Origin of the sequence: Curtobacterium sp. A7_M15 (assembly GCF_030705415.1) — a bacterium.
In the GTDB taxonomy this organism is placed as follows: Bacteria; Actinomycetota; Actinomycetes; order Actinomycetales; family Microbacteriaceae; genus Curtobacterium.
This window is the reverse complement of sequence record NZ_JAUZED010000005.1, coordinates 42,714-69,690: the sequence shown is the minus strand read 5'-3', so window position 1 is coordinate 69,690 and position 26,977 is coordinate 42,714. Positions and strand designations below refer to the sequence as shown.

21 protein-coding genes and 1 rRNA gene are annotated in these 26,977 nt (G+C 71.5%); 16 read left to right on the top strand and 6 right to left on the bottom strand.

From position 1 onward, the window contains the following. Nucleotides 1-9 precede the first annotated feature (9 nt). The 4 genes from rrf to Q7F20_RS02165 all read left to right on the top strand — a co-directional run bounded on the left by rrf (nucleotide 10) and on the right by Q7F20_RS02165 (nucleotide 5,635). A 5S ribosomal RNA gene (rrf, locus tag Q7F20_RS02180) occupies nucleotides 10-126 on the top strand. 97 nt (nucleotides 127-223) lie between these two features. Continuing rightward, on the top strand, nucleotides 224-1,387 hold the full coding sequence (locus Q7F20_RS02175) for an ROK family transcriptional regulator (RefSeq protein WP_305738472.1): 1,164 nt from the start codon (nucleotides 224-226) through the stop codon (nucleotides 1,385-1,387). Between the two features lie 73 nt (nucleotides 1,388-1,460). Then, nucleotides 1,461-3,476 carry a beta-galactosidase gene (locus Q7F20_RS02170; protein ID WP_305738471.1) on the top strand — a complete coding sequence of 672 codons (2,016 nt, stop codon included), beginning with the start codon at nucleotides 1,461-1,463 and terminating at the stop codon, nucleotides 3,474-3,476. After that, nucleotides 3,473-5,635, top strand: a complete 2,163-nt coding sequence (locus Q7F20_RS02165; protein ID WP_305738470.1) for an alpha-galactosidase — start codon at nucleotides 3,473-3,475, stop codon at nucleotides 5,633-5,635. Before Q7F20_RS02170 ends, Q7F20_RS02165 begins: the two co-directional genes overlap by 4 nt. 59 nt (nucleotides 5,636-5,694) lie before the next feature. On the opposite strand, the gene Q7F20_RS02160 is transcribed toward Q7F20_RS02165, so the two are convergent. Further along, the gene (locus Q7F20_RS02160; protein WP_305738469.1) at nucleotides 5,695-8,325 is read right to left on the bottom strand and encodes a glycoside hydrolase family 2 protein; all 2,631 of its coding nucleotides are present in this window, start codon (nucleotides 8,323-8,325) and stop codon (nucleotides 5,695-5,697) included. 104 nt (nucleotides 8,326-8,429) lie between these two features. Here Q7F20_RS02160 and Q7F20_RS02155 point away from each other — a divergent pair, with 104 nt between their 5' ends. From Q7F20_RS02155 to Q7F20_RS02130, 6 genes are read left to right on the top strand one after another with little or no spacing between them, the layout of a single operon-like run. Beyond that, nucleotides 8,430-10,118, top strand: a complete 1,689-nt coding sequence (locus Q7F20_RS02155; RefSeq protein ID WP_305738468.1) for an ABC transporter substrate-binding protein — start codon at nucleotides 8,430-8,432, stop codon at nucleotides 10,116-10,118. A 29-nt stretch (nucleotides 10,119-10,147) separates the two neighbouring features. Beyond that, on the top strand, nucleotides 10,148-11,137 hold the full coding sequence (locus Q7F20_RS02150; RefSeq protein ID WP_305738467.1) for an ABC transporter permease: 990 nt from the start codon (nucleotides 10,148-10,150) through the stop codon (nucleotides 11,135-11,137). 12 nt (nucleotides 11,138-11,149) lie between these two features. Next, a complete protein-coding gene (locus tag Q7F20_RS02145; RefSeq protein ID WP_305738466.1) occupies nucleotides 11,150-12,211 on the top strand; it encodes an ABC transporter permease in 1,062 nt (353 codons plus the stop codon). Beyond that, a complete protein-coding gene (locus Q7F20_RS02140) occupies nucleotides 12,208-13,086 on the top strand; it encodes an ABC transporter ATP-binding protein (RefSeq protein WP_305738465.1) in 879 nt (292 codons plus the stop codon). The genes Q7F20_RS02145 and Q7F20_RS02140 overlap by 4 nt, the downstream gene beginning before the upstream one ends. Then, nucleotides 13,083-13,976 (top strand): ABC transporter ATP-binding protein, encoded by an 894-nt coding sequence (locus tag Q7F20_RS02135; RefSeq protein ID WP_305738464.1) that lies wholly within the window; start codon nucleotides 13,083-13,085, stop codon nucleotides 13,974-13,976. The genes Q7F20_RS02140 and Q7F20_RS02135 overlap by 4 nt, the downstream gene beginning before the upstream one ends. Further along, the gene (locus Q7F20_RS02130; RefSeq protein ID WP_305738463.1) at nucleotides 13,937-16,126 is read left to right on the top strand and encodes a glycoside hydrolase family 36 protein; all 2,190 of its coding nucleotides are present in this window, start codon (nucleotides 13,937-13,939) and stop codon (nucleotides 16,124-16,126) included. Before Q7F20_RS02135 ends, Q7F20_RS02130 begins: the two co-directional genes overlap by 40 nt. 208 nt (nucleotides 16,127-16,334) lie before the next feature. Here the strand turns inward: Q7F20_RS02130 and Q7F20_RS02125 are convergent, their stop codons facing one another. Genes Q7F20_RS02125 through Q7F20_RS02110 form a run of 4 tightly spaced genes read right to left on the bottom strand, consistent with a single transcriptional unit; the run spans nucleotide 16,335 to nucleotide 19,868 of the window. Then, nucleotides 16,335-16,967 carry a response regulator transcription factor gene (locus Q7F20_RS02125; RefSeq protein ID WP_305738462.1) on the bottom strand — a complete coding sequence of 211 codons (633 nt, stop codon included), beginning with the start codon at nucleotides 16,965-16,967 and terminating at the stop codon, nucleotides 16,335-16,337. After that, on the bottom strand, nucleotides 16,964-18,166 hold the full coding sequence (locus Q7F20_RS02120) for a sensor histidine kinase (RefSeq protein ID WP_305738461.1): 1,203 nt from the start codon (nucleotides 18,164-18,166) through the stop codon (nucleotides 16,964-16,966). Before Q7F20_RS02120 ends, Q7F20_RS02125 begins: the two co-directional genes overlap by 4 nt. A 29-nt stretch (nucleotides 18,167-18,195) precedes the next feature. After that, nucleotides 18,196-19,032: an ABC transporter permease gene (locus tag Q7F20_RS02115; protein WP_305738460.1), complete on the bottom strand. Its 837-nt coding sequence runs from the start codon at nucleotides 19,030-19,032 to the stop codon at nucleotides 18,196-18,198. After that, entirely contained in the window at nucleotides 19,029-19,868 is an 840-nt protein-coding gene (locus tag Q7F20_RS02110; RefSeq protein WP_305738459.1) for an ABC transporter ATP-binding protein, read from the bottom strand. Before Q7F20_RS02110 ends, Q7F20_RS02115 begins: the two co-directional genes overlap by 4 nt. A gap of 210 nt (nucleotides 19,869-20,078) precedes the next feature. Here Q7F20_RS02110 and Q7F20_RS02105 point away from each other — a divergent pair, with 210 nt between their 5' ends. Then, the gene (locus Q7F20_RS02105; protein WP_305738458.1) at nucleotides 20,079-20,849 is read left to right on the top strand and encodes a hypothetical protein; all 771 of its coding nucleotides are present in this window, start codon (nucleotides 20,079-20,081) and stop codon (nucleotides 20,847-20,849) included. 17 nt (nucleotides 20,850-20,866) lie between these two features. Here Q7F20_RS02105 and Q7F20_RS02100 read toward each other — a convergent pair whose 3' ends face one another. Further along, nucleotides 20,867-21,640 (bottom strand): SDR family NAD(P)-dependent oxidoreductase, encoded by a 774-nt coding sequence (locus Q7F20_RS02100; protein WP_305738457.1) that lies wholly within the window; start codon nucleotides 21,638-21,640, stop codon nucleotides 20,867-20,869. A gap of 110 nt (nucleotides 21,641-21,750) precedes the next feature. Here Q7F20_RS02100 and Q7F20_RS02095 point away from each other — a divergent pair, with 110 nt between their 5' ends. From Q7F20_RS02095 to Q7F20_RS02075, 5 genes are all read left to right on the top strand, one after another. Beyond that, entirely contained in the window at nucleotides 21,751-22,707 is a 957-nt protein-coding gene (locus tag Q7F20_RS02095; protein ID WP_305738456.1) for an AraC family transcriptional regulator N-terminal domain-containing protein, read from the top strand. 132 nt (nucleotides 22,708-22,839) lie between these two features. Then, nucleotides 22,840-23,772, top strand: a complete 933-nt coding sequence (locus Q7F20_RS02090) for an NADP-dependent oxidoreductase (protein WP_305738455.1) — start codon at nucleotides 22,840-22,842, stop codon at nucleotides 23,770-23,772. A gap of 114 nt (nucleotides 23,773-23,886) precedes the next feature. Then, complete coding sequence (locus tag Q7F20_RS02085) at nucleotides 23,887-24,243, top strand: lactococcin 972 family bacteriocin (RefSeq protein ID WP_305738454.1); 357 nt, start codon at nucleotides 23,887-23,889, stop codon at nucleotides 24,241-24,243. Further along, on the top strand, nucleotides 24,240-26,153 hold the full coding sequence (locus Q7F20_RS02080) for a hypothetical protein (RefSeq protein WP_305738453.1): 1,914 nt from the start codon (nucleotides 24,240-24,242) through the stop codon (nucleotides 26,151-26,153). The genes Q7F20_RS02085 and Q7F20_RS02080 overlap by 4 nt, the downstream gene beginning before the upstream one ends. After that, nucleotides 26,150-26,812 (top strand): ABC transporter ATP-binding protein, encoded by a 663-nt coding sequence (locus tag Q7F20_RS02075; protein WP_305738452.1) that lies wholly within the window; start codon nucleotides 26,150-26,152, stop codon nucleotides 26,810-26,812. Before Q7F20_RS02080 ends, Q7F20_RS02075 begins: the two co-directional genes overlap by 4 nt. Nucleotides 26,813-26,977: the final 165 nt, after the last annotated feature.

Sequence of the window (26,977 nt, the reverse complement as noted above, 5' to 3'; positions counted from 1 at the left end):
CGAAAGTGTTCCGGTGGTCATAGCGAGAGGGAAACGCCCGGTCACATTCCGAACCCGGAAGCTAAGCCTCTCAGCGCCGATGGTACTGCAAGGGGGACCTTGTGGGAGAGTAGGACGCCGCCGGACTCAACGTTGCAACACCAGGAAACCCCTGACCACCACGTGGCCAGGGGTTTCCTGCGTTTCCGGGGCGTTATGATCGGCCGACGAACGAAGGGGACCGATGACCGAGCAACTCGATCGAGCGTCGATCGACCACGGCCCGGTGTGGCCGGTGTTGACGGACGCGACCCGGTCCGCGCTGCGCGAGATCCTCGTGCACGGCGTGCTCTCGCGGGCGGAGATCGCTCGGTCTCTCGGTCTCTCGCGGGCGAGCCTCACGCGGGCCGTGCGGACGCTCCAGGAGCACGGGTTCGTGATCGAGGTCGGTACCGGTGTGCGTGGCGCCACTGGTCGCCCGTCGGAGCTGCTCCGGACGAGCGAGGGTGTGTGGGAGTTCGTGGGCGTGAAGCTCACGCAGGACCGCCTGTACGCCGCGGTCACGGATCTGGCAGGACGGGTGCTCGCCCTCCACGAAGAGCTGCTGCGCGATGCGTCGCCGGACGCGCTCGTCCGCCAGGTCGGCGAGGTCGTCGATCGACTCCGAGCGGCGTCGCCGGCGATCTGTGCGCTCGGCGTCTCCGTGCCCGGCGACGTGGTCACCCGTGACGGGGTGACGGTGGTGGAGGTGTCGCAGTTCCTCGGGTGGCGCGACGTCCCCCTGTCGGACATGCTCGAGCGACGGACGGGGCTCGTGACCTTCGCGGCGAACGACGTCGATGCGCTCACGGCGAAGGAGCACTGGATCGGTGCCGGGGCGGGTGTCGGCTCGATGGCGCTCGTCACGGTCGGAGCGGGCGTGGGGTTCGGGCTCGTGTCGAACGGCGAGGTGTCGGAGGGCGCGCACGGCAGGTTCGGTCGTGTCGGACACCTGCCGGTGTACGGCGGCGGGCCGGACTGCGGCGTCGGGCATGCGGGTTGTGTGTCGAGCTACCTGCCGAGCTCCATCGTGGCGCGGAACGCCGGTCACGAGGATGCCGGGTACGACGCGGTGGTCGACCTGGCACGCGCGGGGGACGAGCAGTCACTCCAGGCCCTCCGCGATGCCGGCACAGCCCTCGGCGTGCTCCTGTCGACCGTCGTGACGCTGGTGGACCCGGAGTCCATCGTGCTGACCGGCGACGGCCTGCCCGTGTACGACCTCGCACGGGCCGAGGTGGACGCGGCGTTCGCGCACGGCCTCCGCCCGTACGAGCCCGCCGTCACCGTGGTCGTGCAGCCGTTCGAGTTCTCCGAGTGGGCGCGCGCCGCAGCGGTCCTCGCCGTCCGCAGGCTCCTTCGGTTCTGACTTAGTTACTCGGGTTGACAAACGCCTTCGGTGGACGGGATGCTGGTCCGGTCCACTCGTCGAAGGAGATGTCGTGACCCCTGCCCGTGCCGTGCCCTGGCCCACCGAGGACCTGTCGTTCGGTGGTGACTACAGCCCCGAGCAGTGGCCCCGCTCGGTGTGGGACGAGGACGTCCGACTCATGCGCGAGGCCGGTGTGAACCTCGTCACGGTCGGGGTCTTCTCGTGGGGTCTGCTGGAGCGGTCGCCGGGGGAGTACACCTGGGAGTGGCTCGACGACGTGCTCGACCTGCTGCACGACAACGGCATCGCGGTGGACCTCGCGACCCCGACCGCGGCCCCGCCGAACTGGCTGCTGACGGCGCACCCCGAGATCCTGCCGGTCGACGCGACGGAGCGCCGCGAGCGTCCCGGTGGCCGACTCGGCTGGTGCCCGGCCTCGCCGGTGTTCCGCGAGCACGCGCTCCGCATCGCCGGGGCCCTCGCCGAGCGGTACGGGAAGCACCCGGCGGTGCGGCTCTGGCACGTGAGCAACGAACTCGGTGGTGGCAACGCCCGGTGCTACTGCGAGGTGTCAGCAGCGGACTTCCGGCGCTGGCTCCGGGAGCGGTACACCGACGTCGACGCTGCGAACGCCGCGTGGGGCACCGCCTTCTGGGGGCACACCTACACGTCGTTCGACGAGGTCTCCCCGCCGCGCGGCGTGGGCGGCGCGCCGAACCCGGGCCTCGCACTCGACTTCGAGCGGTACTCGTCGGACGCGCTGCTCGCACACTTCGACGCCGAGCGCGCCGTGATCGAGCAGCACTCCGAGGTGCCGATCACCACGAACTTCATGGTCGGCGCCGGCTCGCAGGTCGTCGACTACGCCGAGTGGGCGAACCACGTCGCGATCCCCGCGAACGACCACTACACACTCGTGGACGACCCCGACCGGGCCGAGGACCTCGCGGCGTCCGCCGACCGGATGCGCGGCATCGCTCGCGGCCGCACCCCGTGGCTGCTCATGGAACACTCGACCGGAGGCCCGAGCTGGCAGCAGCGGAACCGGGCGAAGGAGCCCGGCGAGATCCTCCGCAACGCGCTCGCCCACGTGGCCCGCGGGTCGGACGGCGCACTGTTCTTCCAGTGGCGTGCCTCGACGGCGGGAGCCGAGCAGTTCCACTCCGCGATGGTCCCGCACGCCGGCACGCGGAGCCGGGTGTGGCGCGAGGTCTGCGGACTCGGTCGGGCGCTCCGTGCGATCGGGTCGGTGCAGGGGGCGCCGGTCGAGGCGGCACGGGTCGCGATCGTGGTCGACGAGGCGTGCGGATGGGCGTTGCAGGCCGGCCTCAAGCCGCACCGCGGGCTCCGCTACGGCCACGAGCTCCGGGCGTGGCACACCGCCTTCTGGCGTCGGCAGGTGCTGACCGACGTGGTGCCGATCGACGCCGACCTGTCCGGGTACGACGTGGTCGTCCTCCCGACGCTCTTCGTCGTCGACGACGAGGCCGCGGCGCGGATCAGTGCCGTGGTCGACCGGGGCGCGACCCTGCTCGTCACGTACGCGTCCGGGATCGTCGACGAGACCGCCCGGGTCCGCACCGGCGGCTACCCGGGCGCGTTCCGGGACGTGCTCGGGGTCTGGGCGGAGGAGTTCACCCCGCTGCAGCGTGACGACCGTGTCCTCCTCGACGACGGCACGGTCGTCACCGACTGGGCCGAGGACCTCGTCGTCGAGGATGCCGACGTCGTGCTCCGGCACGTCGACGGCCCGCTCGCGGGCCGACCTGCGGTGACGCGTCGGCCCGTCGGTGGTGGCGCCTGGTACGTCTCGGCGATGCTCGACGCGGACGGCGTGCAGCGGATCGTGGACCGGATCGTCGAGGAGCGAGCGATCGTGCGGACCGTCACCGCGCCTCCAGGCCTGGAGGCTGTCCGTCGCGTCCGGCAGGACGGTGTCGGCATCCTGTTCCTGCTGAACCACACCAGTGGTGACGTCGCCCTGTCGGCCGGCGGGACCGACCTGCTCGACGGGTCGGCGCACGGACCCGAGACGGTCGTGCCGGCCGGCGGTGTCCGCGTGCTCCTCGAGGAGGCGACCGCATGACCGTCCTGGACCGCGACGACCCTGCCGTGGCGCTGTCGGCGACCGCCGTGCGCGTGCACGTGCTCCGCGCGGCGGGCGTGAGCGTCGTCCTCGCGACCCGGGCCGACGGACTGCCCGAGGTGCTGCACTGGGGCCGCGACGTCGGCGACGTGCCGCCGGCGGACGCCGAGGACCTCGTACTGGCACTGGCTCGCGCGGTCTCGCCGAGCGCCGTCGACGCCCCGTGGCCGCTGACCGTGCTGCCCACCGAGCACGACGGCTGGGAGGGCCGCCCTGCCGTGTCCGGACAGGTGGCGGGTCGACCCCTGGTGCCCGTGTGGCGTGACGTCGTCGTCGAACAGGACGGCCAGACGGTGACGATCGGCGCCCGGTCCGACGAGGTCGCCCTGCGCACCGTGCTCGCGCTCGACGACGCCGGTGTGCTCCGCGTCCGGCACGCCCTGACGAACACCGGGACCGACGACGTCGAGGTGCAGGCGCTCGAGGCCGTGCTGCCCGTGGGGGAGCGCGCTGCCGAGGTGCTCGACCTCGGCGGGCGGTGGATCCGCGAACGAACCCCGCAGCGCCGGGCGATGACGGACGGCGTGCACGTGCGGGAGAGCCGACGCGGGCGGACCGGGCACGACGCACCGACCCTCACCGTGCTCGGGACCGACGGCTTCGACGACGCGACCGGCGAACTCTGGGCGGTGCACCCCGCGTGGAGCGCGGACTCCGTGCACCGGTACGACCGACTCCCCGAGGCACGACCGCTGCTCGGCGCCGGGGAACTCCTGCGCGCGGGCGAGATCGTGCTGCGGACCGGCGAGACCTTCACGGCACCCGACACGGTCTTCGTGTGGAGCGACGCCGGACTCGACGGGGTCTCCGCGCGGCTGCACGACTCGCTCCGCGCCCGCCCCGGGCACCCGAGGACACCGCGTCCCGTGGTGCTCAACACGTGGGAGGCCGTCTACTACCGGCAGGAACTCGAGCCCCTGCTCGCCCTGGCGCGGGTGGCCGCGGACGTCGGCGTCGAACGGTTCGTCCTGGACGACGGCTGGTTCACCGGGCGTCGCGCGGACACCACCGCGCTCGGCGACTGGACCGTCGACGCCGACGTCTGGCCGGACGGACTCGGCCCGCTCGTCGCCGGGGTCCGCGCGCTCGGCATGGACTTCGGCCTGTGGTTCGAGCCGGAGACCGTGAGCCTGGAGTCCGAACTCGCGCGTGCGCACCCGGAGTGGTTCCTGCAGGTCCCCGAGCACACGCGCACCTGGCGCCACGAGTACGTGCTCGACCTGGCACGAGCGGAGGTCCGCGAGCACCTGCTCGACCGGATGTCGGCGATCATCGAGGACCTGCACGTCGACTTCGTGAAGTGGGACCAGAACCGGGACGTCGTGCAGACCGTGCACGCCGGACGGGTCGGACTCGACGCCCACACGCGGGGTGCCTACGCGGTGATGGACGAGCTCCGACGCCGCCATCCGTGGCTGGAGATCGAGGCGTGCGCGTCCGGAGGCGCCCGGGTGGACCTCGGCGTCCTCGAGCGGACCGACCGGGTGTGGCCCTCGGACTCGAACGACGCGATGGAACGGCTGCCGATCCAGCGCTGGACCGAGCTGCTGCTGCCGCTCGAGCTGATCGGGTCCCACGTCGGCCCCGAGGTGTCGCACACCACCGGGCGGCACCTCGACCTGGACTTCCGGATGGCGGTGTCGCTGTTCGGCAGTGCGGGCATCGAGACCGACGTCACCCGCTGCAGCCCGGCGGAGCTCGACCGGTTGCGGGAGTGGACGGCGCTGTACAAGCGGGAGCGCGGGCTGCTGCACTCCGGGCGGGTGCACCACGTCGACCTCGGCGACCCGGGGCTGGACACCACGGTGGTCGTCGCGGTCGACCGGTCGCGGGCGCTCGTCCGGGTCGCCCGGACCGTGACGGGACCGAGGTCGTTGGCCGTGCCGCTCCGGGTGCGGGGACTCGACCGGGCGCGCCGGTACCGCGTCGCGCCCGTGACCGGGCTCCGGGTGCCGAAGGGGTCCGACGTGACCCCGACGCCGTGGATCGAGCGGGGGAGCGTCGAACTGTCCGGCGCCGTGCTCGAGGACGTGGGCGTGCGGATGATCGCGTTGGCGCCGGGGACCGCGCTCGTGCTCGAGGTGCAGGCGATCCACTGACCCCACCCCCGAGCGGACGACGCCCGGCACCCGCAGCGCGGGTGCCGGGCGCCGTCGTCTCAGTGCAGCAGGTCGCCCGCGTGCCGGAGCACGAACGGCCCGGTCAACGTTTCGGGGTCGATGCCCGCCGCACGGGTGACCTCGAACACGGCGACCGCTCCGGGCAGCAGCGACACCAGCCCCTGGTCGACCCGGGCCCCGGCGTCGACCCGGTCCGGGAACAGTGCGAGGTCGCGGATGTACCCCGTCGCCGTCACCTCGACCCGGGCGCCGTCCGCCGTCGCCGTGGCCGACACCGTGAACGGCCGACGATCCAGCCGCTGCTCGACGACCTCGGCGAAGTCGTGCACGCGGTGCCCGGACGCGGAGCCGGAGACCACGAGCACCTCGGCCGCGGGGTCCTGCGGCTCGGCGACCTCGGCGGGCAGCGTGATCCGGACCGCGTCCGCGGGGTCGACCGACACGGTCGCCGTGGTGGCGGCGAGCACGGTGCCGTCGAACGAGCGGCGCTCGATGACGAGCTCGTCGGTGACCGGCGCGCCGCTGGCGTTCACGACCACGACGTCGAGCCCGGCGGCGGCCCGTGCAGCGGCAGCGGCGGCGACCTCGGCGGCCGGTGCCCACGGGTGGAGTTCCGGAACGGGCGTCGCCTGCACGGTCGCGAGCACGGGCCGGTAGGCCTCGCGCACCGCGTACCAGACCGGCTTCCGGTGTCCGGCGTGGTCGACGAGCGCCCACGACACCACCGGCCAGTCGTCGTTCAGCTGCCAGACCACCATGCCGGTGTTGTCCGGCGTGTTCGAGCGGAACCACTCCATACCGAACCGGATCGCGTGCGCCTGGTTGAGCTGCGCGGCCCAGTGCCAGTCCTCGATGGTCCGCGGTTCGGGCAGGTGCCCGCGCATGCCGTCGGCGAGCTTCCGGTTGCCCTCGTGCGCCTTCTGGTGGACGAGCATCTCGTGCCCGTTCGGGTCGAGGGGCTCGTCGTGCACCACCGCGGTCAGGGTCGACCACGCCGGCGGGCCCTGGAACCCGAACTCGGCGACGAACCGCGGCTTCCAGTCGGCGTAGGCGGTGTAGTCCTTCGCGTTCCAGACGTCCCAGATGTGCACGCTGCCGTTGCGGTCGTCGTTCGGCTGCAGGTACTCGTCGAAGGAGAACGGACTGCCGGGCGTGTACGGCCGGGTCGGGTCGAGCTCCGCGACGATCTCCGGCAGCAGCGACCGGTAGTAGCCGTTGCCCCAGGTGCGCCCGACGAGCGAGGGCCGCCACCCCCACTCGGCGTAGGCGACGAGGTTCTCGTTGTTGCCGTTCCACACCACGAGCGAGGGGTGGGGACTGAGGCGGGTGACGGCCTCGCGGACCTCGGGTTCGACCTCGTCGGCCAGCCAGGGCTCCTCGGCGTAGGCCGCGCAGGCGAACAGGAAGTCCTGCCAGACGAGGACGCCGAGCTCGTCGCAGCGGTCGTACAGGTCGTCGGACTCGTAGATCCCGCCGCCCCAGACGCGGAGGAGGTTGACGTTCGCCTCGACCGCGTCGTCGATCCGCTCGGCGTACCGCTCCGGCGCCATCTCGGTCAGGTACGCGTGGTCGGGGATCCAGTTCGCGCCGCGCACGATGACGGGCCGGTCGTTGACCTTCAGGAGGAACGGCGCGCCACCGGCATCGGCTGCGGTCTCGAGCGCGACGGTCCGGAACCCCACGCGCCCGGTCCAGACGTCGTCGCCGACCTCGACGCGGACGTCGTACAGCGGCTGGTCGCCGCTGCCCCGCGGCCACCAGACGGCGACGTCCGGCACCTCGAGGCGGACCGCGGCGGAGCCGCCGACGACGGGACGGGTGCCGGTGACGGCGGGCGCGCCGTGGTCGTGGGAACCGCCGGAGGTGGGGTGCGGGGTGAGGGTGACCCGCGCCTCCAGGCCCACCGAACCGGCCGTCCCCGCGACCGGAGCCGACCCGATGTGCTGCGTGAACGCGCCGGCGACGCCCGCGTGCTCGACGTCCACGTGCGCGGTCAGGACACCCGTCGTGCCGTCGACGTCGACGAGGGGGCGGACGGCCGCGATGCGGACGCCGCTCCAGGACTCGATGCCGATCGACCTCCAGATGCCGCTCGTCGCGACGTCGACACCCCAGTCCCAGCCGAAGTTCGACGCGTTCTTGCGGAGCGCGTTGTACGGGTGGTGGTTGACGTGGGGGAGTTCGCCGCCGTGCAGCTCCGAGAGGCGGACCGCGGCGGGCACCGGGGCGTCGAACGTGACGACCAGCTCGTTCGTGCCGGGGTGCAGCAGGTGCCCGACTGGGAAGCGGTACGAACGGTGCTGGTTCGCGGTGGTGCCGACGACGATGCCGTTGAGTTCGACGGTGGCCAGGGTGTCGAGTCCGTCGGCGACGAGGTCGTGGCGGACCGGAGTGGCGGGTGCGCCGGTACCGGGCGCGGCGGAGTCGGCTGCGTCGCCGGGCCCGGCCCACTCGAACGTCCGCCGGTACCGCCACACGGTGTCGCCGATCCACTGGGTCGCGGCCTCGCCGTCTCCGTCGAAGGGATCGGGGATCCTGCCCGCCCGCAGCAGGTCCGTGTGCACGCAGCCGGGCACCACCGCCGCCACGGGGTCACGGTGGGCGTCGGCCTCGCCCGGACCGGTCACCGCCTCGAGGGTCCAGGGGCCGTCCAGTGTCGTGCGCTCCATCGCGCCTCCTCATGTCGATCGGGGGTCTTGACCGGGTTAGTTTAGCCGTGTAACAATCACCGTCAACGACCTGGCCTGCGACGGAGCAGACCGAGAGGACAACGATGTCACCACAAAACCGTTCCCGACGGCTCGCCATCGCGGCCGCGGCCCTCCTCACCGCCGCTGGACTCGCCCTCACGGGCTGCAGCTCGAGCGGCAGCGCTGCCTCGTCCGACTCCGCGTCGACCCTCGTCGCGTACACCGGGCAGTCCGGCGACTACCAGATCAACTTCAACCCGTGGTCGCCGTCGAACATCGGTGGCGTCGGGACGATCTACGAGAGCCTGTTCTTCATCACGAACGTGAACACGAACGACCCGAAGCCGCTGCTCGGCAAGAGCTCGGAGTGGAACGACGCCGGCACCCAGCTGACGATCACACTCCGTGACGGCGTGACGTGGAGCGACGGCGAGCCGTTCACGTCGAAGGACGTCGTCTTCACGCTCGACATGCTGAAGAAGTACAAGGCGCTGAACTCCATCGGGTTCGACGGCACCGCGAAGGCCGACGGGGACGACAAGGTCGTGGTGACCTTCGCCAAGCCGTCGTTCGTGCTCGGCCCGAACCTGCTCGGCAAGACCTGGATCGTGCCGGAGCACCTCTGGAAGGACATCGACCCCACCACCGACGTCGTGCGCGAGCCCGTCGGGACGGGGCCGTACACGCTCGGCACCTTCAAGGCCCAGGCCTTCACCCTCTCGGCGAACAAGGACTACTGGGGCGGCGCGCCGGCCGTGAAGACGATCCGCTACCTGTCGCTCTCGGGGAACACCGCCGGTGCCGACGCCCTGTCGCAGGGCTCGATCGACTGGCAGACCGGCCCCGTCCCGAACATGGACGACATCCCCGGCCACTACCAGGGCTACGACGGCATCACCGTCGGCCAGAACCAGATGGCCCTGCTGACCTGCTCGTCGACCGCGCTCGGCTGCTCGGGCCCCCAGACCGACCCGGCCGTGCGACACGCGATCGCCGACGCCATCAACCGCAAGCAGCTCAACTCCCTCGCGTTCTCGAACACCGCCAGTGACATCTCACCGACGTTCGCGCTCACGACGACGCAGAAGGACCGCATCTCGAAGGACGTCTCGCCAACCGTGATGCCGTCCGGAGCCGACATCGACGCCGCGGCCTCGACGCTCGAGGGCGCCGGGTACGCCAAGGGCGCCGACGGCATCTACGCGAAGGACGGGAAGAAGCTGTCCCTGACGGTCGAGGTCGTCACCGGCTGGACCGACTACATCACCGCGATCGACACGCTCGCGCAGCAGCTCAAGGCCGCCGGCATCGAGCTCAAGGCGCAGCAGTCCTCGTGGAACGAGTGGACCGACAAGAAGACCAAGGGCAACTACCAGCTCGCGATCGACTCACTCGGCCAGGGCCCGACCGCGAACCCGTACTACCTCTACAACAACTACTACTCGACCGCGAACACCGCGAAGGTCGGTGAGGCGGCCCCGATGAACATCGCCCGCTACAGCAACCCCGAGGTCGACGCCGCGCTCCAGAAGCTCGCGACGATCAACCCGGAGGACACCGCGGCGACCCAGCCCGAACTCGACGTCATCCAGCAGCACGTCGTCGAGGACATGCCGTACATCCCGATCATGACCGGCGGCACGACGAGCGAGTTCCACGCGGCCAAGTTCACCGGCTGGCCGACGAAGGACGACCTGTACGCGTTCCCGGCGGTCTGGGCGAGCCCGGACAACGCCGAGATCTTCAAGGCCCTCAAGCCCGCCAAGGGCTGAGGCGAGGACTGCGACCGAGGAGCGCTCGTATGCACTACTTCCTGCGCAAGATCGGCTTCTACATCGTTGCCCTCTGGGCGGCGTTGACGCTGAACTTCATCATCCCCAGGCTCCTGCCCGGGAACCCCGTGGACATCCTGCTCGCCAAGCTCCAGCAGCGCGGCGGGCAGGTGACCCCGGCGACCCGGCAGGCGTACGAGCTGCTCCTCGGTGGCAACTCCTCGGAACCGATCCTCGCCCAGTACGGCCAGTACCTGGGCAACGTGTTCCGCGGTGACCTCGGGGTGTCGGTGAGCTACTTCCCGGCACCGGTGACCGAGGTGATCGGGAGCTCCCTGCCCTGGACGATCGCCCTCGTCGGCATCGCCACCGTGCTCGCCGCCGTCATCGGCGTCGCCCTCGGCGCCTTCGTCGGGTGGCGGCCGGGCACCTGGCTCGACTCGTTCGTGCCGGCCACCACCCTGCTCGCCGCGGTGCCGTACTTCTGGCTCGCGCTCATCCTCGTCTACTTCTTCGCGACCGGGCTGCACCTGTTCCCGTCGCAGGGCGGCTACGACGTCACGCTCACCCCGGGCTTCACCGGCGACTTCATCGCGTCGGCGCTCAAGTACGGTGTGCTGCCCGCGGCGACGATCGTGCTCGCCTCACTCGGCGGATGGTTGCTCGGGATGCGCAACATGATGGTGTCCACGCTGTCCGAGGACTACATCACCACGGCACTCGCGAAGGGGCTGCCGCACGGCAAGGTCCTCCGCAACTACGCCGCTCGCAACGCGGTCCTGCCCTCGGTCGCCGGGTTCGCGATCTCCCTCGGGTTCATCGTGTCCGGGTCCGTCGTCACCGAGCAGGTGTTCTCGTACCCCGGCATCGGGTCGAAGCTCCTGTCCGCGGTGACGAACAACGACTACGCGCTCATGCAGGGCATCTTCCTGTTCATCACCCTGGCGGTCCTCGGCGCGAACCTCGTCGTCGACCTGCTCTACGGGCTCATCGACCCGCGCACCCGGGCCCGGAGCTAGGAGGAGACGACCATGACCAACATCCAACAGGAGACCGAACCCACCATCGGCGCCCTCACCGAGGAAGCCGACGCCGGCTCGACCCGGAGCATCGCGACCGCTCGTCGGGGTCGGCCGAAGGGTGGCGTCCGCCGCTTCCTCCCCACCATGACGCCGTGGCTCGTCACCGGCATCGTGCTCATCGTCGGCGTCACGCTGTTCGGGCTGATCGGCCCGCTGCTCGTCGGTGACCCGAGCGCCATCCGCGACTCGGGCATGCAGCCGCCGAGCGCCGACAACCTGCTCGGGACGACGCAGACCGGGCAGGACGTCCTCGCCCAGCTCGCCTTCGCCACCCGAGGGAGCCTGCAGATCGGCCTGATCGTCGGCCTCCTCGCGACCGTGCTGTCGGCGTTCTTCGGCATACTCGGCGCCTACCTCGGCGGGATCATGGACGAGGCGTTCTCGCTCTTCTCCAACGTGTTCCTCGTGATCCCGGGCCTGCCGCTCGTCATCGTGATCTCCGGCCTCGTCCCGCAGGAGGCCCGCGGGCTCTGGACCATCGCCATCGTCCTCGCGATCACGTCGTGGGCCGGGTCCGCCCGCGTCCTCCGCGCGCAGACGATGTCGATCCGGAACCGCGACTACGTCTCCGCCGCACGGGTCGCCGGGGAACGACCGTGGCGCGTCATCGCGGTCGAGATCCTGCCGAACCTGCTGCCGGTGCTCGCGTCGCAGTTCGTGTTCGCCGTCATCGCCGCGATCCTCGGCGAGGCCGGCCTGTCCTTCCTCGGCCTCGGTGCCTCGAACTCCTCGACGCTCGGCACGATGCTCTTCTACGCGCAGAACGGCTTCGCGCTCGCCCAGGGCGCCTGGTGGTGGTTCGTCCCACCGGGGCTCCTCATCGCGCTGCTCGGCATGGGCCTCTCCCTCGTCAACTTCTCGATCGACGAGGTCATCAACCCGCGACTCGCGAACGTGCGGGCGCAGCGACGGCGCGAGCGTCGTGCCCGTCGAGCGGCCCGCCGTCCCGGCCCTGGAGGCGCGGCTCGTCTCCCCGAGACCACCACCGACCGGAAGGGGGTCGCCCGATGACCCGGGACGCCGTCCTCACCATCGACCACCTCGACGTCGTCTACGAGACCGAGCACCCGGTGCACGCCGTCAAGGACGTCTCGCTGACGCTCGCACCCGGGGAGATCCTCGGGCTGGCCGGCGAGTCCGGCTGCGGCAAGACGACCCTCGCCTACGCCATCACCCGCCTGCACAAGCCGCCGGCGAAGGTGGCCTCGGGCAGCATCACCTTCCACGACCGGGACGGCAGCGACGTCGACCTGCTCGGACTCGGCGACGAGCAGCTCCGCGCCGTCCGGTGGTCGAAGCTGTCGATGGTCTTCCAGGGCGCGATGAACGCGCTCAACCCGGTCACCACCATCCGGGCGCAGCTCGACGACGCGCTCGTCGAGCACCGTCGGGGCCTGCCCCGCAAGGAGCGTCGGGCGATCGCCGAGGACGCGCTCCGTCGGGTCGGGGTCGACCCGTCCCGCATCACGGCCTACCCGCACGAGCTCTCGGGCGGCATGCGGCAGCGCGTGATGATCGCGATGGCGATGCTGCTCGAGCCGCAGGTCATGATCATGGACGAGCCGACCACCGCGCTCGACGTCGTCGTGCAGCGGGAGATCCTCCGCGAGATCGTCCGTCTGCGCGACGAACTCGGGTTCGCGGTCGTGTTCATCACGCACGACCTGCCGCTGCTGCTCGAGATCAGTGACCGGATCGCCATCATGCTCCGCGGCGAGGTGGTCGAGTGCGCGACCGCCGACACCATCCAGCACGACCCGCAGCACCCCTACACCCGGCGGCTGCTGCAGTCGTTCCCGAGCCTGTCCGGCGCCCGCGGCGACTTCATCCGAACCGGGGTGGGCATCGACGGCTCGGACCTCGACACCCAGGAGGTCGTCCGATGACCAGCGTGACCGTCAGCCACCTCGGCAAGGACTTCCACACCCGGAAGGGCCTGCGTCGCACCACCCTCCGCGCCGTCGACGACGTGTCGTTCGAGCTCCTGCCCGGCCGGACCGTCGCCCTCGTCGGGGAGTCCGGCTCGGGCAAGTCGACGATCGCCCGGATGCTCGCGAAGCTCGAGAGCACCACGCGCGGCACGATCGACGTCCGGCTCGAGGACGGCACGCCGGTCGTCGGCAGCCTCTACCGCCGACACGTGCAGATGGTCTTCCAGGACCCGTTCGCGTCGCTCAACCCGTTCCACTCGATCGAACACCACATCGCCCGTCCGCTGCAGCTCCACCACCGTGCCCGCGGCGCCGAGGAGACCGCGGAACGCGTCCGGGAACTCCTCGGCCGTGTGAACCTCGACGAGGACTTCGCGTCTCGCCGCCCGCACGAGCTCTCCGGCGGGCAGCGGCAGCGCGTCGCGATCGCCCGAGCGCTCGCACCCGGCGCGCAGGTGCTCATCGCCGACGAGCCCGTGTCGATGCTCGACGTGTCGATCCGGCTCAGCGTGCTCAACCTCATGGGCAGACTGCAACGCGAGGACCACCTCGCCGTGCTGTACATCACGCACGACCTCGCGACCGCGCGGCACTTCTCGGACGAGATCCTGGTGCTCTACCGCGGTCGGGTCGTCGAACGGGGGCCCTCGGACGCCGTCATCCTGAACCCGCAGCACGACTACACCCGGCTGCTGGCCGAGGCAGCGCCCGACCCGGAGCGCACCGACCGTCGGCTGACCTCGGGACCGGCGCTCGACCGCTCCTCGATCGACAACACCACCTGCTACGACCACGGCGTCGGTGCGTGGGTGTCGAGCGACCCGGCACCGGTCGGCGTGCGGTGACCGGCGACTTCGTCGACTGGGAGACCGCGGGGTTCCGTGCGCGCTTCCGGACCGGCCCGGACGCGCCGGTGTCACTCGTGTCGTTCGTCCCGGTCGGGGGTGAGCTCGCCGACGGACCGGAGGACGCGCAACCGCTCGTCGAGCTCACCACCATCGGGCACGGCCGGTTCCCCGGTGGGTTCCGGCACGTGGACTCCACGATCGGTGCGCGGCTGCGGTACCGATGGCACGACGACGCGTCGACACCCGTGCCCGCGGACGCGATCGGCGCGGTGGACGGGACCGACCTCTGGTTGCGGATCGTGCAGGAGGACGCGGCCACGCGCCTCCAGGCCGTCTCGGTGTTCCGCGCACGCGACGGCGTCCCGGCGTTCCAGACCTGGACCGAGGTGTCCTCCGCCGAGGGTGAGCACGTCGTCGACTTCGTGTCGTCGTTCGCGACGGGGGCGTGGCTGACGGACTCGGGCCGCAGCGTCGACGAGTTCGCGTTGTCGCACGCCGACGACGACTGGGCGGCGGAGAGCCGCTGGCGGACCGACCCGCTGCGGGAGATCGGCCTCGCGCGCATCGACCGCGATGCGCAGCACCACCCGCCCCGCAGCCGCGCCGTCGTGCAGAACCGTGGCGCGTGGTCGACCGGCGAGGCGCTGCCGATCGGCGTGCTGACGGCGTCTGCGTCCGGCGCTGGCGCTGGCACTGCGGCCGTGCCGTACGCCCTCGTCTGGCAGGTCGAGCACAACGGGCCGTGGCTCTACGAGCTCGGCGAGACCCGGCGGCACACGTACCTGCTGCTGAGCGGCCCGACCGACCAGGAGCACCAGTGGACCGCGGTCGTCGCGCCCGGGCAGCCGTTCACCTCGGTGCCGGTGTCCGTGGGGATCGCTGCGTCGATCGACGATGCCTTTGCGGTGCTCACCCGGCAGCGACGGGCGCGTCGCATGCTGCGGGAGGCCGACCGTTCGCTGCCCCTGGTGTTCAACGACTACATGAACACGCTCATGGGCGACCCGACGACCGAGAAACTGCTGCCGTTGATCGACGCGGCCGCCGACGCAGGGGCGGACCTGTTCTGCATCGACGCCGGCTGGTACGCCGAGGGGCACTGGTGGGACACGGTCGGCGCGTGGGAACCGGCGGCCTCGCGGTTCCCGGACGGCCTCGGGTCCGTGATCGACCACATCCGGGCGCGGGGCATGCGGGCCGGGCTCTGGCTGGAACCCGAAGTGATCGGGATCCACTCGCCGCTGGCCACCTCGCTGCCGTCGTCGGCGTTCGTGCACCACCACGGCGTGCGGGTCGCGGAGCACGGGCGGCACCTGCTCGACCTGCGCTCACCGGCTGCGCGGGCGCACCTCGACGCGGTCGTCGACCGGCTCGTAGGTTCGCTGGGCGTCGGCTTCTTCAAGATGGACCACAACACGATGACGGGGCCGTTCCCGGGCATGCTCGAGCACCAGCGGGCACTGCTCGCGTGGCTCGACGACGTGCAGGCCCGGTACCCGCAGTTGCTCATCGAGAACTGCGCCTCGGGAGCGATGCGCGCCGACTTCGCGATGCTGTCCCGGCTGCACATGCAGTCGACGTCGGATCAGCAGGACCCGGTGCTCTCGGCTTCGATCGCCGCCGCTGCTCCCGCCGCGATGCTGCCCGAGCAGGCCGGCAACTGGGCCTACCCGGCACCGACGATGTCCGACGACCTGTTCACCCTGTCGCTCGTCAACGGCGTCCTCGGGCGGATGTACCTGTCGGGGTACCTCAACGAGATGTCGTCGTCGCACTTGGCGTCCGTGGCTTCTGCGATCGAAGCGCACCGGGCCGTGCTCGAGATCGTCGAATCGGCGGTGCCGGTGTGGCCGCTCGGGTTGCCGGCCTGGGAGGACCCGTGGCTCGCGCTCGGGCTGCGTGCCGCCTCGGGGGACCTGTACCTGTCGGTGTGGTCGCTACCCGGTGCGCCGGCGGCGGTGTCGTTGCCACTGCCGGGGTTCGCGGGCCAGGCGGTGGTCGTCGAGCCGCTGTTCCCGACGGCGCTCGGGTCGTGGTCGGCGGCGTGGGATCCCGCTTCGGCGTCGCTCGAGATCGCGAACGGCGGGGCGACCCCCACAGCGCGGGTGTTCCGCGTCCGGATGCAGGAGTCGGACGCGGGGGCCTGAGCGGGCGCGTGCCGATGGCAGCGGCGCGCGCGGCGGCGGACGGGAGGCGCGGTGCGGGCAGGCACCGTGCCTCCCGTTCCGTCGGTGGACCAGTCCGCCGGGCGGAGCAGGGCCCTTCGTGCCCGCGCTGTGACCGTTCTGGTTCGGGATCCTCGGGGATCGTGAACCAGAACGGTCAGGAGCGCTGCAGCAACCGAGCCATCGCGGGTCAGGGGAGGAGGCGGAGCTCCATTGCACGGGTGACGGCACGGGTGTGGTCGTTCACGCCGAGCTTCTCGAAGACGTGGCCGAGGTGCGTCTTCACCGTGGCCTCGCTGAGGAACAGGGCGCGGCCGATCGCCGGGTTCGACCCGCCCTGGGCGACGAGGCGCAGGACGTCGAGCTCGCGCGGTGTCAGCGAAGGGCCGACAGCCGCGGTCGCCGAGCCGGTGGCCCGGCGGACGAGGGCTGCGGCGGCCGAGGGCGCGAGCGCGGTCTCGCCACGCGCGGTCGCCCGCACCCCGGCGAGGATCTCGGACTCCGGGGCGGCCTTGAGCAGGTAGCCGGTGGCGCCGGCCTCGATGGCGGCGAGGATGTGGTCGTCGGACTCGTACGTCGTCAGGATCAGGACGCGGACGCTCGGTTCGGCCGCGAGGATCTGGGCGGTCGCCGCGTCGCCGTCGAGCTCGGGCATCCGGAGGTCCATCAGCACGACGTCGGGGCGTTCGGACAACGCGACCGTCACCGCCGCCTGACCGTCGCTGGCCTGGCCGACGACCTCGATGTCGTCGGCGTCCTGCAGGAGCGCGACGATGCCCGAACGGACGATCGGGTGGTCGTCGGCGACCACGACGCGGATCACCGGGTCACCTGCGCGACAGGGTCACGAACAGCATCCGGGAGGCGCGGCTCGGGTCCGGTGGGCAGGGTCGCCTCGACGACGGTGCCACTGCCCGGGTTGCTCGTGATGGTGCAGGTGCCGCCGGAGAGGGCCAGCCGCTCGTGGAGTCCGCGGAGCCCGTGGCCGGCGAGCGGAGCGCCGGTGTCGAACCCGACTCCGTCGTCGGTCACGCGGACCCCGACCCGCTCGGGCGAGTGGCTGAGGACGACGCGGACGGAGTCCGCGCCGGCGTGCGCGCGGACGTTCGCGAGGGACTCCTGGACGACCCGGAGGAGCACGACCTGGGCGTCACGGTCGAGCGGGCCGCCGGTCGCATCGACGGTCACGGGCGTGCCCGTCTCGCGGGTGAAGCGCTCGGCGAGACGGTGCAGCGACCCGGCGAGGCTCCCGGTCGTGGCACCGGCGACCCCGGCGGCGATGAGGGCCCGGGAGTCCTCGAGCGCTGCACGTGCCGACTCCTCGAGGACGGTGAGCCGTTCCTCGAGGTCGGGGCCGCGATCGTTGGCCAGGTCCCTCCGGGCACGCTCGGTGAGCATCACGATGCCCGCGAGGTTCTGCGCGACGGTGTCGTGGAGCTCGCGGGCCAGGCGCTCCCGTTCGCTCGCGATGCCCGCGCTGCGGTTCGCATCGGCGAGGGACTGCTGGGTGGCGCGGAGCTCCTCGACGAGTTGACGGCGCTCCTCCGAGAGGCCGGCGACCCTCGAGATCCAGACGCCCATCGCACAGGCGCCGATGACGCTGATGCTCTCGATCAGGAGGGTCGTGACCAGGGCGCCGGGACCGCTCGCGAGCTGCAGGCCGATGCCGCTCGCGACGCCGACCGCCACCGACAGCACGACCGCGGTGCGGATCCGTTCGGACTGCACCCAGACGAGCGGGAAGACGATGCACTGCACGAAGGCGGTGCTCGGCACGACGGCCGGCAACACCAGGGCGGCGACGATCACGAGCGGTAGGAACGCTGCGGCCGCCCGGTGATCGTCGTAGCCACGGTGGCCGTACGCGACGTATGCGACGACGAGCACCGCGATCGCGTCGGACGCCGGCCAGCGGGTCTCCCACGGCGACCAGCCGACCGCGGTGATCACGGCGGTGAGGAGCATCGTGCCCGCGAAGAAGACGTGCAACCACCGGTTGCACCTCCACGTCTCGCCGTTCATGTGCCCAGCATCCCACCTGCGGGGCGCCATCACGCGTCCTTGCGGTTCCACCGGAACGTCAGCAGGCAGGCCACCGCGCCCCCGACCAGCCACGCTGTCAGGACGAGGGCTCCGAGGCCGACGTGCCACGCGCCTCCTGGCTCGGCGGACGCGAACGCGTCCGGCAGGAAGACCGACCGCATGCCGGACGCCATCCACCGCAGGGGGAAGACGGACGCGACGTTCTGCAACCAGTCGGGGAGCTGGGTGAAGGGGAGGTAGACGCCGGAGATGAACTGGAGGACCAGGACGATGGGGACGATCGTGGCGGTGGCGCGGCGGCCCTCGCGGGGGAGCGCCGAGATCGCGATACCGAGCACGCAGCTCGTCGCGACCCCGAGGAGCATGATGCCGGCGAAGCGCGCCCCCGCGCCGCCGTCGGTGGGCAGGTCCACGCCGAACACGATGCTCGCGATCGCCAGCAGCAGGGCGGTCTGCACGACCGTCGTGACGAGGACCATGCCGATCTTGCCGATGAAGTAGCTCACGACCGGCAGCGGTGTGCCGCCCAGGCGCTTCAGCGTGCCGTCGCTGCGTTCGCCCGCGATGTCGACGCCGAGGGACTGCGTGCCGGACAGCAGGATGCCGGTCGCGACCAGGCCGGGCAGGTAGTACGTGGCGTAGTCGACGCTGACGTCCGGGCCCGCCTGGATGTCCGGGGCGCTGCTGAACGCGACGGAGAAGAGCGCCAGCATGACGATGGGGAAGAGGAACGTGAAGAAGACGGCGTCGGGCGCGCGGAAGTACGAGCGGAGCTCGTAGCCGATGCGGTGCGCGCCGATGGGGGCGGCGTTCGTGGCGGTCGTGTGCGTGGCTATGCTGTTCATCGGTGGCCGACCATTCCGAGGTAGACGTCCTCGAGGGACGGGCGGATGACTTCGAGATCGTGCATGGGGCCCGGCGTGCTCCGGATCAGCGCCGTCGGTTCGTGCGTGCGCTCCTTGTGGCGCTGCCCGGCGTCGTCGCGCCACCGGACTCGCGGGGTTCGTGCCTCGGCGCCGCCGATCTCGTCGATCGGCGCGATGTCGAGCAGCGTGCCGCCGGCGATCACGGCGGCGCGGTCGGCCAGGTGCGCGGCCTCGTCGAGGTAGTGCGTGGTGAGGAGGATCGTCGTGCCCTCCCGCTTCACCTCGTCGATGAGGTCCCAGAAGCGGCGCCGAGCCTCGGGGTCGAAGCCGGTCGTCGGTTCGTCGAGGAAGAGGACCTCGGGGCGGCCGATGATGCCGAGGGCGACGTCGACGCGGCGACGCTGGCCGCCGCTCAGTCTGCTGATCCGGGTGTTGCGCTGCGTCTCGAGTCCCGTCGCGTCGAGGAGTTCCTCGACGCTGCGGTGCCTCGGGTAGAACGTCGTGAAGTGGCGGAGTTGTTCGGCGACCGTGACGTTGGGGGACTCGGCGCTGGTCTGCAGGACGATGCCGATCCGTGCGTTGTGGCTCCGGCTCGTGCGGGCCGGGTCGTGGCCGAGCACCCGGACGTCACCGTCGGTGCGGGTGCGGTAGCCCTCGAGGATCTCGACCGTCGTGGTCTTGCCCGCGCCGTTCGGGCCGAGGAGGGCGAAGGTCTCGCCGCGGGGGATGTCGAAGGAGACGTCGTCCACGGCGCGCTTGCCGGTGGCGTACTGCTTCGTGAGGTGGTGGACCTCGATGGCGGGGGAGTCGGGCATGAGAACAGCCTGACCGGTCCTGTCCGGAGGCGGTTCGACCGGGCGGGTGGACCGGCGTCCTCCGATCGGAGGATGGCCCGCCGGACGGGGGGGGGGCGCGGTGCGGCCTGGCCGTGCACCGGTCGTTCTCAGGCGGGTTGCATCCGGCAACGTGCATGATGTGTTGCCAGTGGGCGCGTCGCGGGGGTGCGACGTCGGGAGGGGGAGACGATGGCCGACGACGTGCGGCTCCGGCGCAACCGGCTGGTCTTCGGGATCGTCGTGGCGCCGATCGGGGTCCTGATCGCGCTCTTCCTCTCGTTCTTGGCGCAGATCGACTCCTCGTGGGGGTCCACGAACGACGGCGGAGCGGCCGCCGGACCACAGATCATGGCGATCGCGATCGGCTTGCTGGCGACCGTCCCCGCGCTGATCGCCGGGATCCGAGCGCTCCGTGCCCGCACCCTCGAGGTCGCGGCGTCGGGAGCGACGGTGGTCGCGGGCATCGGCTTGCTCGCCGTCGTGCTGCTCGTCATCGTCCCGTCGTTCGAGATCCTCCCGCAGGCCGCCCGCGATGCCGACAGGTACGCGCAGCAGCAGCGGCAGGAGGAGCTCGACGACCTCGACTCGGGCTACGGGCCCGGTTCCGCCGAGGAAGCCGGCGAGGACATGCAGCCGTACGTCACTGACGCGCTGCGGCTGCTCGAGGTGTCACCGGGCGCCGCGCGCTCCAGCACCTGGTTCACGAGCGGCACCACCCCCGTGGGGAACACGTGTCGGACCTTCCACGAGCGCATCCGACTCGGCGACGAGGTCGATCGCTCGAGCGCGGAGAAGGCGCTCCGTGCGGCGTGGGACACCGAGAGCGATCGCACCGGGTTCGACGAGCGGGACGGTCGCCTCGAGCTCAGCGTGTACTCCGCCGGCGCGACGATCTCGTGGCTCGCGACCGACAACACGCTGCTCGTGCAGAGCGACTGCATCGCCACCCCGGGGTCCTGACCGGCGGCGAGCCTCGATCACCGCAGGCGGGTGGATGCGATCCCGCCGTCGACGTCGATCGTCCCGCCGGTCACGAACGCCGCCTCGTCGGACACCACCCACCGGACGGCGCGAGCGATGTCGACCGGCTGCACCGGCACCCCGGCGGGCGTCCCCTGCGTCATCGCGGCGAGCACGTCCGCCGAGTCGGCGTTCCCCGGCGTGGCCGTCGCACCCGGAGCCACCGTCACGACCCGCACCCCGCGCAGCCCGTACTCGGCGGCCCACGCCCGGGTCAGCTGTTCGACGGCGGCCTTCGTCGCCGGGTACAGCGCCATGAACGGCACACCGACACGGGCCATCCACGAGCCGATGTTCACGACGACGCCGGATCCCCGCGAGACCATCGCTGGAGCGAGTGAGGCCACGAGGACGTGCGGTGCTCGGACGTTCGTCGCGAGCAGTGCGTCGACGGTGTCGTCGGACAGGGACTCGGTCGGCCCGCCGGGGTAGACGCCGGCGTTGTTCACGAGGACGTCGACGTGGCCGCCGAGGAGCTCCCGGACGGTGGCGGCGAAGGCTCGGACCTCGGAGGCATCCGCCGACAGGTCCGCCACGACCGGGATCGCTCGGCCGCCCTGGCGCTCGATGTCGTCGGCGACGGCACGGGTGCGGACGGCGTCGCGACCGTGCACGGCGATGGTCATGCCGGCAGCGGCGAGCTCGCGGGCGATGGCCTCGCCGATGCCGCTCGAGGCGCCGGTCACGAGGGCGGTGCGGACGGTGGTCCGGGAGGTGGGTGCAGTGGTCATGCCCCGATGCTCGATCGGCGGGGAGCCTCGCGGCTTGCCCGATCCGACGGGAAGCTTGCCGGATCCCGTGCGGGTTCCTCCGCGCCGCCGGGAGTGCGTAGCGTGGGCACGTGGACGAACGCACGGCGCAGCACCTCGACCGCGCGGCGGAGGTTGCCGAGCGGCACGCCGCCGTGCTCGACCGGGCGACGACCGCCAAGGTCGTCGCCCGTCCCGCCTCGGTACAGCGGGCCGACGCCCTCGGCCTGACCGTCTCGCGCGTCCACGAACCGACGGGACTCTTCGACCGTCGGTACGTCCCGTCGCTGTCCGTCGTCCTGCGCGGCCGGAAGCGCTCGATCGTCGGCGACGACGACCAGGTCTGGGGACGCGAACGGTTCATCATCACGCCGGTCGACCTGCCCGTGGTCGCCGGGGTGATCGACACCGCCGGCAGCGCGGGCTTCGTCTCGGCGGTCTGGAAGCTCGACCCGGTCGTCGTCGCCGAGGTCGTGGCGTCGATGTCGAGCACGACGACCAGCACGAGCCGCACCGACATGCCACGACTCGGCACGTGGACGCCCCCGCTCGCCGACGCCTTCAGCCGCCTGCTCGCACTGCTCGACGCCCCCGAGGACATCCCCGTCCTGTTCCCCCTCGTCTCTCGCGAGATCGTCCTCCGCCTGCTGCAGACCTCGCAGGCGCCCCGCATCACCGCGGCGCTCGACCGGACCGGAGCCGAAGCCGGCCTCGTCGCCGACGCGACCGCCCTCCTGACCGGGCGGATGGACGAACCGTGGACGATGGAACGCCTCGCCCGCGAACTCCGGGTGAGCGAGAGCACCCTCTTCGCCCGCTTCAAGCAGGCGACCGGCATGTCACCCGCGCAGTACCTCAAGCGGACCCGACTCGGGGAAGCGCGCCGCCGCATGGTCCTGCACGCCGACACCGCCGCCCGCGCCGCGACCGCCGTCGGCTACCGCAGCGCCTCCCACTTCTCGCGGGACTACCGCGAAGCGTACGGTCGGCCTCCGGCCGCCGACGCCGTGGTGGCGCGCGAACAGCTCGCGCTCGCCCCCGCCGTGTAGCCGGCCGAGCACCGGACGGGAGGCGCGGGTCGGCGGTGATCCGCGCCTCCCGTCCGACAGTTGGCGGGTCTCGACCACCGCCACCCGCCCGCTCGCTGGGTGCGGCTGCGAGCCGTCCGGTAGACCGGACGGGTGAAGGTCGTCGGAGTCGAACAGTTCGGAGGGCCGGAGGCCCTCGCCGTCCACGAGGTGCCGGAGCCGCACGCTGGTGCCGGGTCCGTGCGGATCCGGGTGCAGGCGTTCGCCGTGAACCCCACCGACACCGGTGTGCGAGCCGGCCAACGGGACGGCTCGCAGGCGTCGCCGCCGTACGTGCCGGGGATGGACGCCGCCGGGGTCATCGACGAGGTCGGGCCCGACGTCTCCGGGTGGGAGGTCGGTGACGAGGTCATGGCGATCGCGCTGCCGCTCAGTGCCCACGGTGGCGCGTACGTCGAGGAGCTCGTCGCGCCGGTCGGCTCGTTCACGCGGATCCCTCGGGGGACGTCTCTTCCGCTCGCATCGACGGTGCCGATGAACGGGCTGACGGCGTTGCAGATCCTCTCGCGGGCGGGACTCGCTCCCGGGCAGACGCTCGCCGTGACCGGGGCCGCCGGGTTGCTCGGGAACTACGTCGTGCAGCTCGCCGTCGCTGCGGGACTCACCGTCATCGCGGATGCTGCTCCTGCGGACGAGGCGCTCGTGCGGTCCCTCGGTCCGACGCACGTCGTCGCGCGCGGCGCCGGTTTCGCCGCTGCCGTGCGCGAGCTCGTGCCGGACGGGGTCGATGCGCTCGCCGATGCCGCGGTGCAGCGGTCTGAGGTCGTGGACGCCGTGCGGGACGGGGGCGTGTTCCTCGATGTGCGGGGGTGGGAGGGCGACGGGGCTCGGGGGATCCGGTTCGAGCAGATCATGGTGTTCGCGGAGTACCGGTCGTTCGACAAGCTCGAGCAGCTGCGGCACGCGGTGGAGAGTGGGACGGTGACGCCGCGGGTGGCGGAGGTGCTGCCGGCCTCGCGGGCGGGGGAAGCGCATGAGCGGCTCGAGGCCGGGGGGACGCGGGGGCGGTTCGTGTTGACGTGGTGAGGTGGCGGCCCTGCGAGCGATGTGTATGCGGAATATTCAGAACTTCTGATATCAGGACTTCACCGCTACTGTCCCGTTGTGACCACTCTCGGTCGCCGAAGAAGGGACAGCACCATGAAGAAGATCACGCTCGCGTCGATCGCCGCGTCCGTCCTGCTGGGCGTCGGCCTCGCCGCCCCAGCGCTCGCCGCGCAATCCACCGAAGCCGGCTCCGTGCGCGAGGGAAGCGCCTCCGCAGACCTGCCGCAGGTCCGAACGATCGCGTACGTCGGTGGTGGGACCTGGACCTACGGCGTCGACAAGAAGGAGGTCTACTCCATCTTCGTGACGGACAAGTCGACGCACCGAGCTTCCGTGAAGTCGAGCGGCGTCGTGAAGCGCTCGGACTGGGTGCCCCCGACGAAGATCGCCTATGCCCACAAGGCCAAGGCGGGGTCCGGTAACCAGGCGTTCTGGGCGACCCGCGGGTGAGGAACTTCGCGGCCTCCACCCTGGCAGCGGTGGTGGCCGCGATGCTCGCCGCGTGCGGCTTCGTCGTTGGCGTCGTCGGCTCTGTCGAATCGGCCGGCGGATTGGCTGCGCGCACGAGCATCGCCATCACCGATCTACCGTTCGGACTCACCACAAGCGAGCACGTCGAAGCACTGCGTCGCACCGCGACGGACAACGACGTCGAGCTCGCGATGCTCGTCCCCGATCGTGCTGCACGCGCCGACGTCTGGACTGCGTACACGTTCAGTGGTGAGCCCGCGCAGCCGGTGTTCCGCGGAGCGATCGACGTCCGTCCGATCGGGGACCAGGACGATCTCGACCTCCGTACCTCGTACGCGGTCGACGGACCAGGAACCGCGACGCATCGCTTCCTCGAGCAGCTCGGCAATGCCGGGTACCGCTTCGAGGACGTCACGCCGACGTGGCTGGACGCGGTCGCGTACGCGGCCGAGAAGCCGACGACGTCCGCAGCGGGCGTGGTGACCGCGCTCGGGGTCCTCGTCGCGCTCATCGCTGAATCAGTGCGCCGGGCGCCGCGCCAGCGACTCCGATGGATCTCCGGATGGCAGCGCAGGCGCATCGCGCTGGTCGAAGCAGCGGAGACGGGCGTCGTGGTCGCGATCCCGGCCGCCGCGAGCGTTGCCGGGTTCCTCATCTCCCTCAGTCTCCGACACGCGAACTCGCCCGTGTGGGAGATGACCATGACGATCCTCGTCGGTGTCCTGGTCACGAGCGGCGGTCTGATCGTCGCGGTGCACACCGCGTTGAGTCTCTGGTGGGCGCGCGAAGGCGTGGGACATCGGTCAGTCCGATCGCTCCGTCCGCTCGTCGCCGGGATCGCAGCGGTGTTGCTCGTGCTCGCCGTGATCGACTTCCGATCGGCGAACGAGCACCGGTCCGCCGCGGACGCGATCGAACCGAGGCTCCGGGCCGAAGCCGAGCACGGTGACGACGTGGTTCTCGGAACAGGGTTCACGACCTTCGAACAGGACGTGGCGTTCGGGGAGTCGACGCTCGAGATGCTGAAGCGCGGCGAGGCAGGACTCGCGAAGGTGCCCGTCGCCGAGCACGTCACCGTCGCGGGCAGGATGCCGCCGGCCCTGCACCAGTTCGTGTCACGCATCGCTGACGCGGGTCCGGGTGGCCAGCCCGTGCTCCTCGTCCCCGCTGTGCTCGCTGCCGAGACCGATGCACTCCGCCAAACTGCGCACGAATCGCTCCTCGAAGGGTGGGAGGTCCAGAACAGCGACCCGCCGCACGAACTCGACGTCCGCGCGATGACGGTCCGTTCGACGGCCGCCGTCACGACATCCGTCGCGGATTGGGCTGGTGGGACCGGCGCGGTCTCCTCGAGCGGTCGAGACGTCCCGGTGCTGGTCGTCCAGGACCCGGCGGACATCGCACCGAACCGCATCGGCACCGCGGTCGCGAACGGTGAGGTCCGGTTCACGGACCGCTCTGCCCTCGAGGCGGCACTGACGGCGCGTGGACTGTCGTCATCCGTGCTGCAGGTCCGCCGCGTCGGAGCGGTGGTCGACGGCAAGCTCGCAGCGCTGCGGGCTGATCGGCGCGCTTCCGAGACCACGGGTGTCGCGACACTCGCCGTGCTCGCGTTCACGAGCGCCGCCCTGGTCATCGATCACCGCGTCCGCACCCGCCGCTCCGCCCGCCTGTTCGCCCTGCTCGGGCGCCATCCGGCCGTGCCGCACCGACGCTTCGTGCTGACGGGCGTCGTGATGACGGTCGTCGTCGGCGCGGCGACACAGGCGGTCCTCGGTGAGCCGCCCGGAGCCGCCGCTGCGAACGGAGCGATCGCCGGCGTGGGGGTCGGTGTCCTCCTCGTCTGCCTGCTCGTACTCACCGCTCGACATGGAAGAAGCCTCCGATGACCGACCAGCGACTCCTCGAGACCGACGCGCTGCGATACGACGTCGCAACGCGGACACTGTGGGAGGACCTGTCGCTCGCCCTCGCACCGGGCGAGTCGGTCGCGGTGCGCGGCGTCTCCGGACAGGGCAAGAGCACGCTGCTCCGATGCCTCGGCGGCATCCAACGGCCCACCCGTGGGGTCGTCCGCGTCCTCGGCCGAGACGTGCACCGCGCGAGCGCGCGGGAGCGGCGACTGCTCCGACGAGCGACGATCGGGTTCGTCACGCAGGACCACGCCGTCGTCCCGGAGTGGTCCGTCGAACGGAACCTGCGAGCCGTGGCCCGGCACGGCCAGACACGTCACGCGCTCGCGGAGCGGATCGAGGAGGCGCTGCACACCGTCGGACTCGGCGGACGTGGAAGGTCCCGGGCCGGTCTGCTGAGCGGTGGTGAGCAACAGCGGGTTGCTGTCGCCCGGGTCCTCGTGCAACGGCCCCGTGTGCTCCTCGCCGATGAGCCCACGGCGTCGTTGGACGACATCAGCGCGGAGCGCGTGCGAGACAGTCTGGCGATGCTGCGCAGCAACGGTGGGGCTGTCGTCGTCGCAACGCACGACCCCGTACTCGTGCGGTGGGCTGGTTCGGAGTTGGTCCTCGGCGAGAGCGGCGGGCGGGGCTGATCGATCACCTCGACCGTCCTGCGTCCGGATCATGCCGACTCACAGCTCGCGCCGGCCGCGATCCCGCTCCGTCTCGGACGGCTTGCACGTCACCGGCTCGAGCAGCCCGCGGTTCGACGTGCGCCAACAGCACCTGCTTGCACTCGAGCCCCTTCGCCCGATTCA

Excerpts from the sequence above, each read along its gene's own strand:
- Q7F20_RS02150 (WP_305738467.1), top strand. The coding sequence starts at position 10,148 with ATGCACTACTTCCTGCGCAAGATCGGCTTCTACATCGTTGCCCTCTGG.
- Q7F20_RS02135 (WP_305738464.1), top strand. The coding sequence starts at position 13,083 with ATGACCAGCGTGACCGTCAGCCACCTCGGCAAGGACTTCCACACCCGG.
- Q7F20_RS02155 (WP_305738468.1), top strand. The coding sequence starts at position 8,430 with ATGTCACCACAAAACCGTTCCCGACGGCTCGCCATCGCGGCCGCGGCC.
- Q7F20_RS02100 (WP_305738457.1), bottom strand. The coding sequence starts at position 21,640 with ATGACCACTGCACCCACCTCCCGGACCACCGTCCGCACCGCCCTCGTG.
- Q7F20_RS02145 (WP_305738466.1), top strand. The coding sequence starts at position 11,150 with ATGACCAACATCCAACAGGAGACCGAACCCACCATCGGCGCCCTCACC.
- Q7F20_RS02105 (WP_305738458.1), top strand. The coding sequence starts at position 20,079 with ATGGCCGACGACGTGCGGCTCCGGCGCAACCGGCTGGTCTTCGGGATC.
- Q7F20_RS02085 (WP_305738454.1), top strand. The coding sequence starts at position 23,887 with ATGAAGAAGATCACGCTCGCGTCGATCGCCGCGTCCGTCCTGCTGGGC.
- Q7F20_RS02115 (WP_305738460.1), bottom strand. The coding sequence starts at position 19,032 with ATGAACAGCATAGCCACGCACACGACCGCCACGAACGCCGCCCCCATC.
- Q7F20_RS02075 (WP_305738452.1), top strand. The coding sequence starts at position 26,150 with ATGACCGACCAGCGACTCCTCGAGACCGACGCGCTGCGATACGACGTC.
- Q7F20_RS02165 (WP_305738470.1), top strand. The coding sequence starts at position 3,473 with ATGACCGTCCTGGACCGCGACGACCCTGCCGTGGCGCTGTCGGCGACC.
- Q7F20_RS02110 (WP_305738459.1), bottom strand. The coding sequence starts at position 19,868 with ATGCCCGACTCCCCCGCCATCGAGGTCCACCACCTCACGAAGCAGTAC.
- Q7F20_RS02175 (WP_305738472.1), top strand. The coding sequence starts at position 224 with ATGACCGAGCAACTCGATCGAGCGTCGATCGACCACGGCCCGGTGTGG.
- Q7F20_RS02140 (WP_305738465.1), top strand. The coding sequence starts at position 12,208 with ATGACCCGGGACGCCGTCCTCACCATCGACCACCTCGACGTCGTCTAC.
- Q7F20_RS02160 (WP_305738469.1), bottom strand. The coding sequence starts at position 8,325 with ATGGAGCGCACGACACTGGACGGCCCCTGGACCCTCGAGGCGGTGACC.
- Q7F20_RS02120 (WP_305738461.1), bottom strand. The coding sequence starts at position 18,166 with ATGAACGGCGAGACGTGGAGGTGCAACCGGTGGTTGCACGTCTTCTTC.